The organism is Longimicrobiales bacterium, from assembly GCA_035764935.1.
Lineage (GTDB): Bacteria > Gemmatimonadota > Gemmatimonadetes > Longimicrobiales > RSA9 > DASTYK01.
This window is the reverse complement of the sequence record DASTYK010000143.1, coordinates 14,710-28,560: the sequence shown is the minus strand read 5'-3', so window position 1 is coordinate 28,560 and position 13,851 is coordinate 14,710. Positions and strand designations below refer to the sequence as shown.

Sequence of the window (13,851 nt, the reverse complement as noted above, 5' to 3'; positions counted from 1 at the left end):
GCGCTACGCCCCCGACGCGGCTGCGGGCGGGACCTCCAGCACGGTCGTCTGCTGAGAAGGCCCGCGCCCATGATGGCGCGCCCACACCTGCGTGAACTCGGCGCCGAGCAGCACGATAATCGCCGAGTAGTAGATCCACACGAGGATCGCCGCGAGTGCGCCGGCCGCGCCGAAAGCACTGCCCGGATCGCTGCTGCCGAGGTACACCCCGATCAGTGTCTTGCCGATCACGAAGAGCAGACCCGTGACCACGCCACCCACGACCGCGTCACGCCACGCGATGCTGGCATCCGGCAGGATCTCGAAGATGGCCGCGAACAGGGCCGAAACGAGCAGCAGGCTCACCACAGTCTGAAGCACCTGCAGCATGGTTCCCGACAGGAACTCCGGCAGGAACGCTGAAAGCGTATCACCTGCCGCAGTCACGACTGCGCCGAGCACCATGGAAACCAGGAGCAGGAAGCCGACGCCGAGGATCATTCCGAGCGACAGCACACGCTTCACCACCTGCCCCTTGATGCCGCCTGTCTGCTTCTGCTGCGGTACCTCCCACGCCTGGTTCAGAGCACCCTGCAGCTGCATGAATGCGCCGGTCGCGCCGAAGAGCAGCGCGACCACGCCGATGAGCGCCGCGGGCCCGCTCTGCAGCTGTCCCGCCTGTTCGATCATCGTGCCCACCATCCGCGCGGCGTCCGGCCCGATCAGCGAGCCGACCTCCTGGCTGATGCGCCCCTGCACTTCGTTTGGATCGACGAGCAGACCGACCACGGTCAGGATCAGCACGAGCAGTGGTGGCAGCGCGAAGACGGTGTAGTACGAAATCGCAGCGGCCAGGGTCGTGCAGCGGTCGTCCAGGAATTCCCTGACCGTATCCTTCAGCAGGTCGAGCACGCATCACCTCCGCGCCAGGTCCGGCGGGCAGCGGGCAGGATGCGGGCCAGTCGAGGCAGTGGAGTGGCGATGTGCGGCACCGCCCGATGAGTCCCGGGAGAGGTGGTACACGAGGCCGCGCGGGGAGCTGAGCCCGCGCGGCGTCTGCAGATGCATCGAGCGCGGCTATGAGCCGTACGCAGCTACTGCGGCTGTGCCAGGTCCCAGATATCGACGCGGTCCAGCGCGATGTACGGCACGGCCACACGACCGCGGCGCGTATCGTACCCGATGTCGGCGGGCGCGCCCGGCACACGCACTACCGGCGTCGAGCGTTCACCGTCGAACACGTACAGGGTCGAATCGACCTGGCTCGCGACGAGCACACCGGCCGGGACGATCTCGATGCCGTCGAAATTGCCGCCCGTCAGTCGACCGACCACCGTGAAGGAATTCCTTGCAGGGTCCCATGCGCGCAGCCGCTGTTCGCCGTTCCAGGGAGCAAGCAGCAACGCGGCGCGCGCTGCGTCCCAGGTGATGCCGTTCGGCGGACCGGTCTCCTCTCCTTCGACGGCGATCTCCGCCCGCCCGCCGCGGATGCGGTACACGCGTGCGCGCCCCGTGTCCGTGGCGTACAGCACACCGTCCGCGTCAAAGGCGAGGTCGTTGATGAAGCCCGGCTCCAGCGCGCTCATGTCGATGAAGGCGAGGTGCGCGCCGGTGGTGCGATGGAACCCGTGCACGCCGTCCGCATCCGCCACGAACAGCGTGTCGCCACGGATGATCATGCCGCGCGGTGCGTGCAGCGGCGCCTGCGGCGTGCCGCTCATGAAGCGGAGCTGCTCCATGGTGCCGTCGGCGCTCACCCTGGAGATGTAGCCGTTGGCGTCGCGCACGCTGTCCTGGCTGGGCCCGTAGTTCGACACGAACCAGACATCCTGCTCCGGGTCGTAACGTACCGCTTCGGGGCGCGTGAGCCCGGTGATCTGCGCAACGCGAGCCGTGGTGTCCTGGAGGGTGGCGGACGCAGCCTGCTCCGACTGGCCGCCGGTCGTGCACGCCCCTCCGGCCAGCAGGAGAGCCAGCGCAGCAACCACATGGCGCAACCCGTCCGACACGTCCCGTCCATGAACCGCCCGTGTGCTCGTCATGGTTTCCCCGAGGTTGCTCGTTGCATCGACCGGTAACGCCTACCGGAACAGTGCGAGTGTCTCCTCCGCCGGCCGATAGATGCAGGTGTGGAGCGGTGTGTCGCGCACCGTGTAGATCCGCCCCTCGCTGCTGCGCAGCTCCGCCACCAGGTCGGAAAACTGCTGCAGGTTTTCCATCTCGTAGACCACCACGAACTCCTGGTCCTGCAGCCCGAACGAGTAGAGCAGAAGCTGCGTGATCTCGGGATACTGTTTGCCGATGCGGATGTGCTCGTTCATCATCCGCTGCCGCTCCTCGCGCGGCAGAATGTACCATTCCGCCGTTTTCACGAACGGATAGATGACGAGGTAGGGCAGCCGCTCCTCTGCAAACGGATCGATCTCCTGCGTGGAGCGCTGCGCGCGGCTGTACTGCGATGGGCGTGTCAGCCCCCAGAGCGTGTCGACGATCTCGATATGGCGGCGATGCTGGTTCAGCGCACGCGTGAACGCCTCGAAGAACGCCGCCGGCGCGCCGAGCTCGGTTGCATCGATCGCTGACCAGATGCAGATGTCAGCGCGATGCTCGGTCGGAAAGACCTGGTAGATGTCCAGCTTGCGCGTTGCTGCGCGCAGATCGGCGAGCAGCCGGGAATGGATCCGCTCACGCTCGGATTCAGCAAGGTTCCAGTATTCCTGTGTGAACCGCGCGAGTGCGTAGTGGGTGAGCGTGCGCGGCGTCGATTCCGACAACCTGACCTCCAGGATATGATTCATGTGCTGCGGGCGGCGAGCGCCGCCCCGCGCACATTAGCACATCCAGCCGGTCAGGCCAACGGCTCGACGAACTCGTGCGGCTCAGCGGGCCGGAAGATCAGGTCCAGCGCGAACCACAGGTTGCGCGAGAAGGGATACGCCAGCGCCGGCCCGAGCGCTGCGGGCAGGATCGAGCCGTACAGCACCCAGGACCACGGCACATCCGGCCAGGTCACCACGATTGCGGTGAGAAAGAATGCGACCGCGATCAGCTCACCCACCACGAAGTTCAGCATGAACCCGCCGATCCAGTAGTCGTGCTCGCCGCGATCGAAGCGCAGCCCGCACGCCGGGCATGATTCCGCGAAATCGAAGTACGTCCGGCGCACCTGCCGCTCACCGCACGCGGGGCAGCGCAGCAGCATGGATCGCCCGATGACCGTCCAGGCGCCGGGCCGCGCCTGCGGCCGGACGCCGCTCTTCGTCGAAGTGACCGAACTTGTTGTCATAGCGCAATATGGCCAATTCTCCCGCCGATTTCCAGTGGCCGCGTCCGGTGGCAGCAGCGGTCGTCTCGAGCATGAGCACCTACGGCGAGGGGCTGTAGCGCACGCCGGGCGGACGGGTCGTATCCCCGCGGTCGCGCTCCGCTTCTCCAACGTCTACGGCACGCGCCAGGCGCTCTGGCTCGGCGTCAGCCGGCTGCGGACCGGCATCAGCCGGGGTGACTGGTACCGGCCCGGCGCCCGGGAGTGGCCCGACCGCTCGACATCGGCGAGTTCGCCAGCTTCGCGGCGGAAGTCGTGGAGCGATATGTGCCAGAGGAGACAGTGCGCGACGCTCCGGCGGACCGGACGTCGCATGGTCGTCAGAGCGGCAGTGCTGACGCCCCGGAGCAGGGTCGCATCGGCACCGCGGCCCCGATCCGGACACGGCCGGGACGACCACTGACACGATGACACCGCAGAGGGAGGAACGATGAGCAGACTCGAGCAGATGCTGGACGCGCATCCGCATCCTGCGGGGCACAACGGTGCGGAGGCACTGCGTTGCATCGAGGCATGCATGGAGTGCGCAGAGACGTGTACGGTGTGTGCCGACGCGTGTCTCGAAGAACAGAACGTCCAGGAAATGGTGACGTGCATCCGGCTGAACCTGGATTGCGCGGAGGTCTGCCGGGTCACGGGCACACTGATGACGCGGCCGAGTCACCGGGACGCGCCCGCGCTGCGCGCGCAGCTCCAGGCGTGCATCGAGATCTGTCGTGCCTGCGGCGACGAGTGCGCGCGCCACGGTGAGCACATGAAGCACTGTGCCGTGTGCGCCGAAGCGTGCCGGGCGTGTGCAGAGGCGTGTGAGGTGATGATCGGCGCGCTGGTCCCGTGACCTGCGGGCAGTCCGGCTGAGGCTCGCGCTTCCCGCCGGTGGAACGGACGGGAACCGAGCTGGTCAGCAGCGGGCGCGCGTCCATCGACGTGCGCCCGCTTCGACATCAGCCCACCGCTTCGCCGAGCTCCACGCGTACGGTGAACTGGCCCTGGGGCCGTAATCCGCGCACCGTGATCACGTCGCCGGGGTCGTGCTGCCGCAGGATCCGGCGCAGGTCACTCGCGTCATCCAGCTCCTCGTCATCGATGTGCGTGATGATGTCGCCCTGCCGGAGCCCGGCGCGCTGCGCCGGCGACGCGGGCGCCACGTACAGCACGATTGCGCCGCGATTCACGGGCAGGCCGAACTGATCCGCGATGACCGGATCCACCTCGCGGTGCTGGATGCCGAGCAGCGCGCGTCGCACGACGCCCTGCGTGGCGAGCTGGTTGGCGATGTCGCGCGCGAGGTTGATGGGTATCGCGAAGCCCAGGCCGGCGAGCGGACCCTGGCCGGGCACCTCGCGCACGGCCGCCGTGTTGATGCCGATCACCTGCCCACTCGAGTTGAGCAGCGGCCCACCCGAGTTGCCGGGATTGATGGCGGCATCGGTCTGGATCAGCTCCTCGTAGCCGAAGCCGAGCGAACGGTTCATGGCGCTCAGCACACCCGTGGTCACCGTCCGCTCGAAGCCGATGGGGTTGCCGATCGCGATCGCGGACTGGCCGACCTGCAGCGCGTCCGAGTCGCCCAGCACCGCGTGCGGCAGGTCGTCGCCCTGGATGTCGATCACCGCGATGTCGACCGTCTGCGCGATACCGAGCACGCGGCCGTCGACTTCGCTGCCGTTGGCGAGCGAAACGCGTACGTTGCCGCCACGTCCGACGACGTGCGCATTGGTGATGATCAGTCCGTCCGGTGTGATGATCACGCCCGAGCCGGAGCCGCTGGACGTGCGGATGCCGACCACGGCCGGTGAGACGTCGCGAACGATTCCGATCAGCAGGGCCTCGCCGGGGGTGAACTGAGCCTGCTGCTGGGTGGTGATGTCGCCATTCGTCTGGGCGGGTGCGCCGTTGCACGCGATCAGGACGGTTGGCAGCAGCACGTGCAGGAGCCTGGCCTGCATGGGTTCCTCCGATGTAGTCGTCGGGCGCCGTGGCAGCACGAACGGTGCCTCACGCCTGTTCCACGTCCTCGATGCGGGCGCGTCCCGCGCTGATATCCGCTACCCCCTGGCGCAGGGCGGGTGCGTTGGAGACCGGTACCGCGGTGCGGTAGCGAACGTCTGCTCCGTAATGCTCTTCGAGCACGTCGGCGCCCGCCTCCGCCAGGAGTCGGCGCAGCGGCTCGACCTCCGGGTAGCCGACATGCACGTCCAGCGTGATCCGCTCGACGAGCAGCTTCGTCGGCAGCGTTTCCAGGTTGTACTGCACCGCGCCGCCGTACGCCCGGACGAGCCCGCCCTTGCCCAGCTTGACGCCACCGTACCAGCGCGTCACGACTGCCGCGACCTCGCCGATCCCGGAATGCAGCAGTACATCGAGCATGGGTCGACCGGCGGTGCCGTGCGGCTCGCCGGCGTCGCTGAAGCCGACATGGCTGGTGCTGCCGGGCCGCCCTGCAAGAAAGGCCCAGCAGTTGTGTGTCGCATCCGAAAACTCCGCGCGCACCCTCTCGATGAAGGTGCGCGCGGCGTCCACGTCCGGTGCATGTGCGAGTGTTGCGACAAAGCGACTGCGCTGGACCGTCTGCTCGGTGCGATGCGTCGTCGCGGGGATCGGGTAACCCTGCCCGCTCACTGCGCGCTTGCGCTGCCGCCGGTGACGGCACGCATGAGCAGCTGTCCGACCTGGGCGTTCGTCAGCCAGTTTCCGAAGGCCTCGGCGCCCGGGCCGCCGGCAAACAGCGGGACCATCGATGAGGAGTGCCCGCGCGTGCTGAACGTCGCCTTCGGTGCCTGGCCGCGCGGCAGTGTCACCATCAGCCCGCCCGTCTCGTGGTCGCCCACGACGACGATCAGCGTTTCCGGATTGCGCTGCTGGTACTCCAGCGCGACCGCGATCATGTCGTCCAGCTCCCGCATGCCGCCCACGACCTGGTCGAACGGCTGGTTGTCATGGTTCAGGTCGTCGGTATCCTCGTTCTCGAGCAGCAGGAAGAAGCCGCGCGGGTTGCGATCGAGGATGGTCAGCGCGGCGCGCGCCATGTCCGGCAGCGACGGCCGCACGCTCGCGTCGGGGTACGTCGTCGAGTCGGCAAACAGGCCCAGCAACCGGTCCGTGTTCGCGAAGTCCACCCGGGCGAACTCCGCCGGGGTGGCGACGAAGGTGTAGCGCGTGCGCAGCCGCTCGAGCAGCGAGCCGGATGGGTGGTGCTCGAAGAACCAGCGACCGCCACCGAGCAGCACCTCGATGTCCCTGTCCGCGTACTGCGCGGCGATGCCGTACCGGTCGTAGCGCGATGGGACGTGCGCGCCGAACGCCGCGGGCGTCGCATCCGTGATGTGGGTGGTCGTCACCATGCCCGTGGACAGCCCGCGCGCCTCGGCCGCTTCGAGGACGGTCGTGTGCGGCACCGAGTCGGCATCCACGCCGATCATGGTGTAGCCGGTCCGGATGCCGATCGAGTAGGCGGTCGCACCCGCGCCGCTGTCGGTGGTGAGCGGGCAATCGCAGCGCGTGTCGACGAGGCCGATCACCGGCAGCTCCGCAACGGCGGGAAGCGCGTCCTGCGCGAGCCTGAGCGCGCTCCACTGCGCCAGGCCACTCCCGTCACCAACGATGAAGATGACGCGCGTCGGCGGAGCCGCACTGCCCGTAGCGTGCCCCGTGCTGTTCTGCGCGACGGTGGTGCTGCAGGCCAGGCCCGTGAACACGGTTGCGATCAGGACGGCCGCCCGGTCCATGGTATTCCGATTCTTCATGACTGCTCCTGGCTGAACACGAGCGGCGCCGCGACGGCGCCGCGCGACAGTCTAGCCCGCGCGGCGCCCCGGAACCAACCGTGTTTTGGTCACTGAGTCGTCACATCGATGTCATCGGCAGTCGCCGACTCACGTAGCTGACGAAGCCGAGATGCATCACGAACAGCATCGCGCCGATGAAGAAGCCGTACGAACGACGTCGTTCGTGCCTGCGGCCACTTCGCCGCGCGGGACAGGAGTCCTGTGCTACCGCGCCGTCAGCGGCGGGTTGTCGAAGCGCTCCTCGGCGTCCATGTCGCGGAAATCACTGAGGAGCCGTGAATGTCTGCGCGCGAGGTAGGTCCCCATCGCGAGCGCGGCAATCAGGTTGGCAGCGGCGATGCTCCACCAGGACAGCGCGTCGAACAGCCACATCGACACGATGGCGAGCAGGCCGATCGAGAACGCCTCGAAGACGAAGAAGAGCAGCACACCCCCGATCAGCACGACACTGGATGTGCGCTCTGCAGCCCGCAGCACGGCGGCAGCGACCAGGCCGGTCACCACGAAGGCGAACACGTGCACGATCGTGAACGTCAGGATCGTGAGCGCGCTCACGTCGACTTCGGACGGCGCCCGCGCGCCGCCGATCAGCGCCGAGCCGATCGCCGCGGGGGTGAAGAATACGCGACCCTGGACGAGGTCCACAATGAGGAACCAGAATGCGACGACGCCCGCGCCGATCAGCCCCGCGACGACGCCTTCGCGGATCGTGCCCCACGACTCCAGCGCCTCCGACCAGCTCACCGGCAGCGCCACCTTCAGCATCGTGAGCGTTACCACGAGGACGATTCCCGCGATCAGGTTGCCCGCGAGCAGGGCGGGCCAGCCGAGCGACTGGATCACGTCCACACCGGTCGCCATGACACTGCCGTAGAAGATCAGGTCGAACATCAGGAACCCCAGCGCCAGTCCGAGCAGGACGGGCGGGACCACGTCGAGATGCGACACGACCCAGGCGACGACGACGCCGATCAGCGCGAAGACCAGCAGGTGAACGACGGTGTAGAGCGCGATGTTGCCCGCGCTGAAATCGGGCGTATCGGCGCCGAAGAGTGCGCCGGCCAGGAACGCGGGGGTACGGAACGGCTCGCCGGCGATGAGATCGACCGCGAGGAACCAGAGAATCACGACGACTGCTGCCGCGACGCCCGCGATGACGCCGCTCCGGACCCAGCTCCGCGTGCTTCCCATGCATCCTCCCCGTTCAGATGATCGTGTACCCGAGCGCCTCGTCCTCCGGGTCGAGCGTGGCGAGGTCCTGCGTACCGAGAACGGCGAAGAGCGCGTCGAGCACGCCGGGGTCGAACTTCCGCCCCCGCATGCTCTCCATCCACTCCACCGTGTCCTCCACGGACCACGCCGCCTTGTACGGCCGCTCGTGCGTGAGGGCGTCGAATACATCCGCCACTGCAACGATCCTGCCGACGAGGGGAATGTCGGCGCCGCCGAGCCCGGGCGTGTAGCCGGTGCCGTCCCAGTTTTCGTGGTGGTAAAGCGCGATTTCCTCGGCCATCTGCAGGATCAGGGAGCGGCTGCCCGTGAACATCTGGGCGCCGATCGTGGTGTGCGTCTTGAGCACGTCCCACTCGTCCAGCGAGAGCGCGTCCGGCTTGAGGAGAATGCTGTCCGGCAGCGCGATCTTGCCGATGTCGTGCAGCGGCGCGGCATAGCGCAGCCGGTGCACCTCGTCGGGCTCCATGCCGAGCCGCTCGCCGACCAGGGCCGAGGTGCGCCCGACCCGCTGCACGTGCGCGCCATCGCCATAATCGGAGAGCTCCGCGACCAGCGCCAGGCGGCTCACGTGCTCCAGCTCGGCGACCGTTGCCTCCGTGGCGGTATCCCGCACCCGCTGCTCGAGTCGGCCCGTCATCTCGCGGATGCGCAGCAGGTTGCGCACGCGCAGCTGCAGCTCGGCGACGTCGAACGGCTTGTGCACGAAGTCGCTGGCCCCGAACGAGAGTGCCTTCTGCTTGGCTTCTGCCGTGAGGTCACCCGAGACGACCAGGATCGGCAGGTACTCACCCTCGGGCACGCGCGCGGTGAGCTGCCGGAGCACTGCGAAGCCGTCGAGCCCGGGCATGTGGAGGTCCAGCAGCACCAGGTCGGGCTCCACTTCCCGGAACAGCGGCAGCACCCGCCGCGGGTCGGTCGTGGTCCGGATGTTCGCAATGCCCTGACGGCTGAGCACGCGCTCCGTCAGGCGGATCACCGCCTCCTCGTCGTCGACGATCAGCACGCGAGCGCTGGTGATGTCTTCCGTCTGCCGACCCTGCACGGCCATATCCGACTCTCGGTTCAGTATCAGGTATGCGCGGTCGCTGCGCCTGCGCGCTCCGCCGCGTCGAGAAATGCCCGGGACCAGCGGTGCACGTCCCAGGACAGCACGCGGTCCCGCAGCATCAGCATGCGCCCCGTGCGCTCCCCTTCGTCCATGTCCATTGCCTCTTCGAGCGCGCGATCCATGTCGTCGGGCGAGTACGGGTTGGTCAGGATCGCGCCGCGCAGCTCGGCCGCCGCCCCGGCGAACTCGGACAGGATGACGGCACCGGTCCCGCCAATCTGCGCCGCCACGTACTCCTTGGCGACCAGGTTCAGGCCGTCGCGCAACGGTGTGACCCACGCTATGTCCGCGGCAACGTAAAGGCCAACCAGCTCGGGACGGTCGAGCGAACCGTACAGGTGCAGCACGGGCTGCCACTCCAGCCCGCCGAAGCGGCCGTTGATCCTGCCGACCGCCTCCTCGACCTGCCGCCGCATCGCCTGGAACTCCTCCATCCCCGTGCGCGTCGGCACGGCGATCTGGATGAAGGACACGTTGCCGTGGCGTTCCGGGTGACGCTCCAGGTAGCGCTCGAAGCACTCCAGCCGCTCCAGCACGCCCTTGACGTAGTCCAGTCGCTCGGCCGAGACGATGATCGTGTCCGCGCCGGTCCGCTCGCGCACCTCCTCCGCGGCGTGCTTCGTCGTCTCCGCCTGCGCCTCGCCCGTGAAGTAGTCGACGTCCGCGCCGACGGGGAACTCGCCCAGCTCGATGCGCCGCTCGCCATACCGCAGCGTGCGCGGATAGCGCGGCACTGCGACCGCCGGCCCGTGCTTCACCAGGCTCGATTCCTCGACCGCGAGCACCTCCGCGTTCATGAAGCGCTCGGCCGTATCGGCGAAGTTCTGTGCGTACGATGCGATGTGGAAGCCGATCAGGTCGAGGTGCAGCAGCCCGTCCAGCAGTTCCTCCCGCCAGGGCAGGATACCGAAGACGTCGGGTGGGGGAAACGTGGTGTGCAGGAACAGCGCGAGCCGGAGATCGGGACGCCGCTCCTTGATCAGCCGCGGAGTCAGCATCAGGTGAAAATCGTTGACCCAGACGAGCGCATCCGGCGCGGCCTCTTCGCACACCGCATCCGTGAACATGTGGTTCACACGCTGGTAGGTCTCCCACGCTTCCGCCGTGAAGCGGGCCCTGTCGAGCAGCGAGAAGAGCACCGGCCAGAGCGCTGTGGAGGTGAAGTCGTAGTAGAAGCGGCGGGCCTCGTCCGGGGTCAGCGGAATGCGACGCACGTTGTAGGCGGACGGGTCGTCCGCATCCGGTACGCGCACCCGCGGCACGAACTCGGTGCCCTCCGTGTGCTCGCGCCACGCGATCCAGGTGCCGCGTTTCTGTCGCATCACGGAGTCCAGTGTCGTGAACACACCGTTCGTCTTCCGGCGCAGTACGACGTCGCCTTCCGGCGTCGTATGCTCCTGGTACGGCTCCCTGTGCGACAGCACGATGAAATCACTGCCCGCCATCTGCTCCTCCTCCCTCCTGCACCGCCGACGTCCGGTGCGGCGCGCTCATTCCAGCCAGCGGTGATGGCGCAGCCCTTCGAGCACACCACCCGCACCGGCCTCCCGCGCGCGGTAGACCTGTCCCATCCCGTTCACCCGTTCCGCGAGCGCGGGCTCGCAGTTGCCGACCACGATACCGCGCAGGCCCGTGGTGAACAGGGCAAGATCATTCAATGAATCGCCAGCCACGACACAGCTCGCCCGGTCCGCTCCCATCCACTCGAGCACGCGGAGCAGTGTGCTGCCCTTGTTGACTCCCCGCGGCAGCACATCCAGAAACACGTTCGCCGATACCAGCACATCGACGGCAAGTGGCGCCAGCCGCTCGGCCGCCTCGGCACCGGCCTCCCGTGCAATTCGTGCTGCGTCGGCCTGCATCGATGCATCATCCGGCGCGCGCGCCGCAAAGGGGTCGTCGCCGGGAGCGCGCTGCTGCCGCACCGGCTCGATCCACCAGGATACGCGGCGCGGCGCGTCGACATCCTGGGGCCGCAGCGACGTCATCTGCGCGAGTCGCTCGCGCACCACGTCCGCTCCCGGCCACTCCCGCTCCATCTCCGCCTCGATCGGCGCGATCGGCGCGAGCGAGGAACCCTCGAGGACAGTGGTTCCGACATCGGCGATCAGCACGTCGGGCGCCGGCAGCGCCGCCCGCTGCATCAGCGTCCGGGCGGACGCGGGAGCGCGACCCGTCACGTAGACGAGCCGGGCGTCGTCGCGCTCCTGCAGCCACTCGATCAGCTCCCGACGTGCCTCGTCGCTGCCGTCCGCGAGTGTGCCGTCCAGGTCACTGGCCAGCACGTATCGTATGGTCATGCGCTCCACGCCGCGCCCCTGTCCTCCTCCTGCCGGCCCATACCCGACAGCTGGAAGATCGCCGGGACCGGCATCGGTGAGCCGCCCATGCGACGCGACTCGTCGGCCAGGAACGCGAGCACGTGGCTCGCGATCGAGCTTTCCAGCGAGCTCATCACGTGCGCGTGCGCACCGGTCGTCAGATGCTCGTACAGCGTTCGCAGCAGCATGTAATCGCCACCACCATGGTGATCCTCGGCCTGCGGCAGCTCGATCGCCTCCGGTCTCACGTCGTCGACGCGGCCGGTCAGCGGCGTCACCGTGAGCAGCCCCTGGTGCAGGTCGCCGCCGATCTCCGCTGCGTCGGTGAGCACCGTGACACGGCGCGTGTTGTCGGCACTCAGTGCGTACAGCCCGAACGTCGCATGAATGCCGGACTCGAACTGGATCGACACCGTCTGGTTGTCGCACACGTCGTTGTCCGAGTGCCAGACACACCGCCCGTACGGGCCGGTGCGCAGCGCCTCGTGTCGTGCCTCGATGCCCGCCTGTGCAGGCGCGACCACGTCGTACGGCCAGCCCGGTCGATCGTGCAGGTAGAACTGCGTCGCGCTGTAGCGGCACGTGTCCTTGAGCACGCAGTCGAGGCAGCGACCCGCCGCCTCGGGCGGCGCATTCACCGGGGTGAAGTACTCCAGCGTGCCGAACGAGCTGACGAACGCCGGTCGATCGGTCTCCAGCAGCCACGCGATCAGGTCGAGATCGTGCGAGCTCTTCGTCAGCACGATCGGTGCGCTGTCCTCGCGCCTGCGCCAGCTCCCCCGCACGTAGCTGTGCGCGAAGTGCCAGTGCCCCACGTTTTCCGTCAACCGGATGTTACGCACCAGGCCGTACTGGCGCGACGCCACGATCTCCTTCAGCGTGCGAAAGAAGGGCGAGTAGCGCAGGACATGAGCGACGAAGATACGGTTACGATGCGTTCGCTGCACGTCGAGCAGCGCGAGACAGTCGGGCAGCGACGTCGCAATCGGCTTCTCCAGCAGCACATCGTAGCCTGCCGCCGAGACACGGGCGCAGATGCTGTAGTGGGTCACGTCCGGCGTGCAGATGAATGCGACGTCGCCGAGCTTCGGCTGCTCCAGCAGCTGCTCCAGGTCCTGGAAGGCACGCTCGGGCGGGATCTCGTGCCGCACGCAGAACGCACTGCGGCGCAGCTCGTCCGGCTCCACGACGGCGCTCACGCGCCAGCCCATGGCATGGCGCCGCATCAGCTCGGCGAACACCTGGTTGCCACGGGCGCCGGCGCCGATGATCACTGCCCGGATCTGTTCCTCTCCTCTTGCCTCCACGTCGCTCCTGCTGCCGGGGTCGCGATGCGCGCCGCGCCGGGCGGCACGTAAACGCCTCTCTCGCGGGCGATGTGCGGTGTCGGCCACGCCGACACGCACGTGCACGCGTGCGGCAAGCCGCGTACCCCGCCACGGCAGCGCGCGTGTAACGTAACACGCGGCAGGACCCTGTGCCGGATCCTGCCGCGCTGGAGAACCGCTAGCTGGCGCCCTGTTACGGGAGCTGCCCGCGGATCTCGCCGGGCGGGAACTGCTGTGTGTGCACGTTCACGTAGGTGGTCCCCGCTTCGATGGCGCTGATCAGCGCCTCCAGTGGCATGCCCGCGAGCGGACCGACCAGCGATGCGGCGGTGATCGTGCCGGTCGCGAGTACTCCGTCGCTGCGGCCGGGGAGGAGCTGAGCCGGCGGCGCGGAGGGGTACAGCCACGCGACGATGGGGCCGTTCACGCCCGCGGGCGCGAGATGGATGTGTGACTGGGTGACGTTGGTGATGTTCGCCACGATCAGTTTGTAATGCAGCTCGGTTCCATCCTCGCTCAGGCGCAGCAGCAGCTGCCCCTGCGCACGCGATGCGTTCGGCGGCACCTCATCGCGGCCGCGCGCATGCGCGCCGTAGTGCGCTGCTGACTGTTCGAAGACGGCGAGTGGCTGCAGCTCCGGCCCCGTGGGTGGCGCGCTGTCTTCCGCGCAGCCGGCGAGCAGCGCCAGTGCGAGGCCCATCCCTGCTCCAGCTCTCCACATACGCACCTCACATCCGTTGGGGGAAACGATGCGAAGGAAGCGGGCCGC

At 68.1% G+C, this 13,851-nt stretch carries 16 protein-coding genes; 2 read left to right on the top strand and 14 right to left on the bottom strand.

The window, feature by feature from the left end:
- Positions 1-3: 3 nt before the first annotated feature.
- From VFU06_11680 to VFU06_11660, 5 genes are all read right to left on the bottom strand, one after another.
- On the bottom strand, positions 4-891 hold the full coding sequence (locus VFU06_11680; protein HEU5210042.1) for a YihY/virulence factor BrkB family protein: 888 nt from the start codon (positions 889-891) through the stop codon (positions 4-6).
- 182 nt (positions 892-1,073) lie between these two features.
- The gene (locus VFU06_11675) at positions 1,074-2,021 is read right to left on the bottom strand and encodes an SMP-30/gluconolactonase/LRE family protein (protein ID HEU5210041.1); all 948 of its coding nucleotides are present in this window, start codon (positions 2,019-2,021) and stop codon (positions 1,074-1,076) included.
- 39 nt (positions 2,022-2,060) lie between these two features.
- Positions 2,061-2,777, bottom strand: coding sequence for a chlorite dismutase family protein (locus tag VFU06_11670; protein HEU5210040.1), 717 nt, complete (start codon positions 2,775-2,777; stop codon positions 2,061-2,063).
- Positions 2,778-2,827: 50 nt separating this feature from the next.
- Complete coding sequence (locus tag VFU06_11665; protein ID HEU5210039.1) at positions 2,828-3,181, bottom strand: DUF983 domain-containing protein; 354 nt, start codon at positions 3,179-3,181, stop codon at positions 2,828-2,830.
- Positions 3,153-3,338 (bottom strand): hypothetical protein, encoded by a 186-nt coding sequence (locus VFU06_11660; protein ID HEU5210038.1) that lies wholly within the window; start codon positions 3,336-3,338, stop codon positions 3,153-3,155. Before VFU06_11660 ends, VFU06_11665 begins: the two co-directional genes overlap by 29 nt.
- 170 nt (positions 3,339-3,508) lie before the next feature.
- Between VFU06_11660 and VFU06_11655 the strand changes: the two genes are divergently transcribed.
- The gene (locus tag VFU06_11655) at positions 3,509-3,715 is read left to right on the top strand and encodes a hypothetical protein (protein HEU5210037.1); all 207 of its coding nucleotides are present in this window, start codon (positions 3,509-3,511) and stop codon (positions 3,713-3,715) included.
- Positions 3,716-3,734: 19 nt separating this feature from the next.
- Entirely contained in the window at positions 3,735-4,142 is a 408-nt protein-coding gene (locus tag VFU06_11650; GenBank protein HEU5210036.1) for a four-helix bundle copper-binding protein, read from the top strand.
- A gap of 106 nt (positions 4,143-4,248) precedes the next feature.
- Here VFU06_11650 and VFU06_11645 read toward each other — a convergent pair whose 3' ends face one another.
- From VFU06_11645 to VFU06_11605, 9 genes are all read right to left on the bottom strand, one after another.
- The gene (locus VFU06_11645) at positions 4,249-5,253 is read right to left on the bottom strand and encodes a trypsin-like peptidase domain-containing protein (GenBank protein ID HEU5210035.1); all 1,005 of its coding nucleotides are present in this window, start codon (positions 5,251-5,253) and stop codon (positions 4,249-4,251) included.
- Positions 5,254-5,302: 49 nt separating this feature from the next.
- On the bottom strand, positions 5,303-5,926 hold the full coding sequence (locus tag VFU06_11640; protein ID HEU5210034.1) for a YigZ family protein: 624 nt from the start codon (positions 5,924-5,926) through the stop codon (positions 5,303-5,305).
- Positions 5,923-7,050, bottom strand: coding sequence for an alkaline phosphatase (locus VFU06_11635; GenBank protein ID HEU5210033.1), 1,128 nt, complete (start codon positions 7,048-7,050; stop codon positions 5,923-5,925). The genes VFU06_11640 and VFU06_11635 overlap by 4 nt, the downstream gene beginning before the upstream one ends.
- A gap of 246 nt (positions 7,051-7,296) precedes the next feature.
- On the bottom strand, positions 7,297-8,283 hold the full coding sequence (locus VFU06_11630; protein ID HEU5210032.1) for a hypothetical protein: 987 nt from the start codon (positions 8,281-8,283) through the stop codon (positions 7,297-7,299).
- Between the two features lie 13 nt (positions 8,284-8,296).
- The gene (locus tag VFU06_11625; GenBank protein HEU5210031.1) at positions 8,297-9,373 is read right to left on the bottom strand and encodes an HD domain-containing phosphohydrolase; all 1,077 of its coding nucleotides are present in this window, start codon (positions 9,371-9,373) and stop codon (positions 8,297-8,299) included.
- 20 nt (positions 9,374-9,393) lie between these two features.
- Positions 9,394-10,878 (bottom strand): trehalose-6-phosphate synthase, encoded by a 1,485-nt coding sequence (locus VFU06_11620; protein HEU5210030.1) that lies wholly within the window; start codon positions 10,876-10,878, stop codon positions 9,394-9,396.
- Positions 10,879-10,923: 45 nt separating this feature from the next.
- Positions 10,924-11,733: an HAD-IIB family hydrolase gene (locus VFU06_11615; GenBank protein ID HEU5210029.1), complete on the bottom strand. Its 810-nt coding sequence runs from the start codon at positions 11,731-11,733 to the stop codon at positions 10,924-10,926.
- Entirely contained in the window at positions 11,730-13,061 is a 1,332-nt protein-coding gene (locus VFU06_11610; GenBank protein ID HEU5210028.1) for a Gfo/Idh/MocA family oxidoreductase, read from the bottom strand. Before VFU06_11610 ends, VFU06_11615 begins: the two co-directional genes overlap by 4 nt.
- Before the next feature lie 214 nt (positions 13,062-13,275).
- On the bottom strand, positions 13,276-13,782 hold the full coding sequence (locus VFU06_11605; GenBank protein HEU5210027.1) for a CHRD domain-containing protein: 507 nt from the start codon (positions 13,780-13,782) through the stop codon (positions 13,276-13,278).
- Positions 13,783-13,851: the final 69 nt, after the last annotated feature.

What these genes read in the sequence shown, in the direction of transcription:
- VFU06_11605 (HEU5210027.1), bottom strand. Translation starts at nt 13,782, where the DNA reads ATGGGCCTCGCACTGGCGCTGCTCGCCGGCTGCGCGGAAGACAGCGCG.
- VFU06_11625 (HEU5210031.1), bottom strand. Translation starts at nt 9,373, where the DNA reads ATGGCCGTGCAGGGTCGGCAGACGGAAGACATCACCAGCGCTCGCGTG.
- VFU06_11620 (HEU5210030.1), bottom strand. Translation starts at nt 10,878, where the DNA reads ATGGCGGGCAGTGATTTCATCGTGCTGTCGCACAGGGAGCCGTACCAG.
- VFU06_11665 (HEU5210039.1), bottom strand. Translation starts at nt 3,181, where the DNA reads ATGCTGCTGCGCTGCCCCGCGTGCGGTGAGCGGCAGGTGCGCCGGACG.
- VFU06_11645 (HEU5210035.1), bottom strand. Translation starts at nt 5,253, where the DNA reads ATGCAGGCCAGGCTCCTGCACGTGCTGCTGCCAACCGTCCTGATCGCG.
- VFU06_11670 (HEU5210040.1), bottom strand. Translation starts at nt 2,777, where the DNA reads ATGAATCATATCCTGGAGGTCAGGTTGTCGGAATCGACGCCGCGCACG.
- VFU06_11660 (HEU5210038.1), bottom strand. Translation starts at nt 3,338, where the DNA reads ATGCTCGAGACGACCGCTGCTGCCACCGGACGCGGCCACTGGAAATCG.
- VFU06_11635 (HEU5210033.1), bottom strand. Translation starts at nt 7,050, where the DNA reads ATGAAGAATCGGAATACCATGGACCGGGCGGCCGTCCTGATCGCAACC.
- VFU06_11675 (HEU5210041.1), bottom strand. Translation starts at nt 2,021, where the DNA reads ATGACGAGCACACGGGCGGTTCATGGACGGGACGTGTCGGACGGGTTG.
- VFU06_11630 (HEU5210032.1), bottom strand. Translation starts at nt 8,283, where the DNA reads ATGGGAAGCACGCGGAGCTGGGTCCGGAGCGGCGTCATCGCGGGCGTC.
- VFU06_11650 (HEU5210036.1), top strand. Translation starts at nt 3,735, where the DNA reads ATGAGCAGACTCGAGCAGATGCTGGACGCGCATCCGCATCCTGCGGGG.
- VFU06_11615 (HEU5210029.1), bottom strand. Translation starts at nt 11,733, where the DNA reads ATGACCATACGATACGTGCTGGCCAGTGACCTGGACGGCACACTCGCG.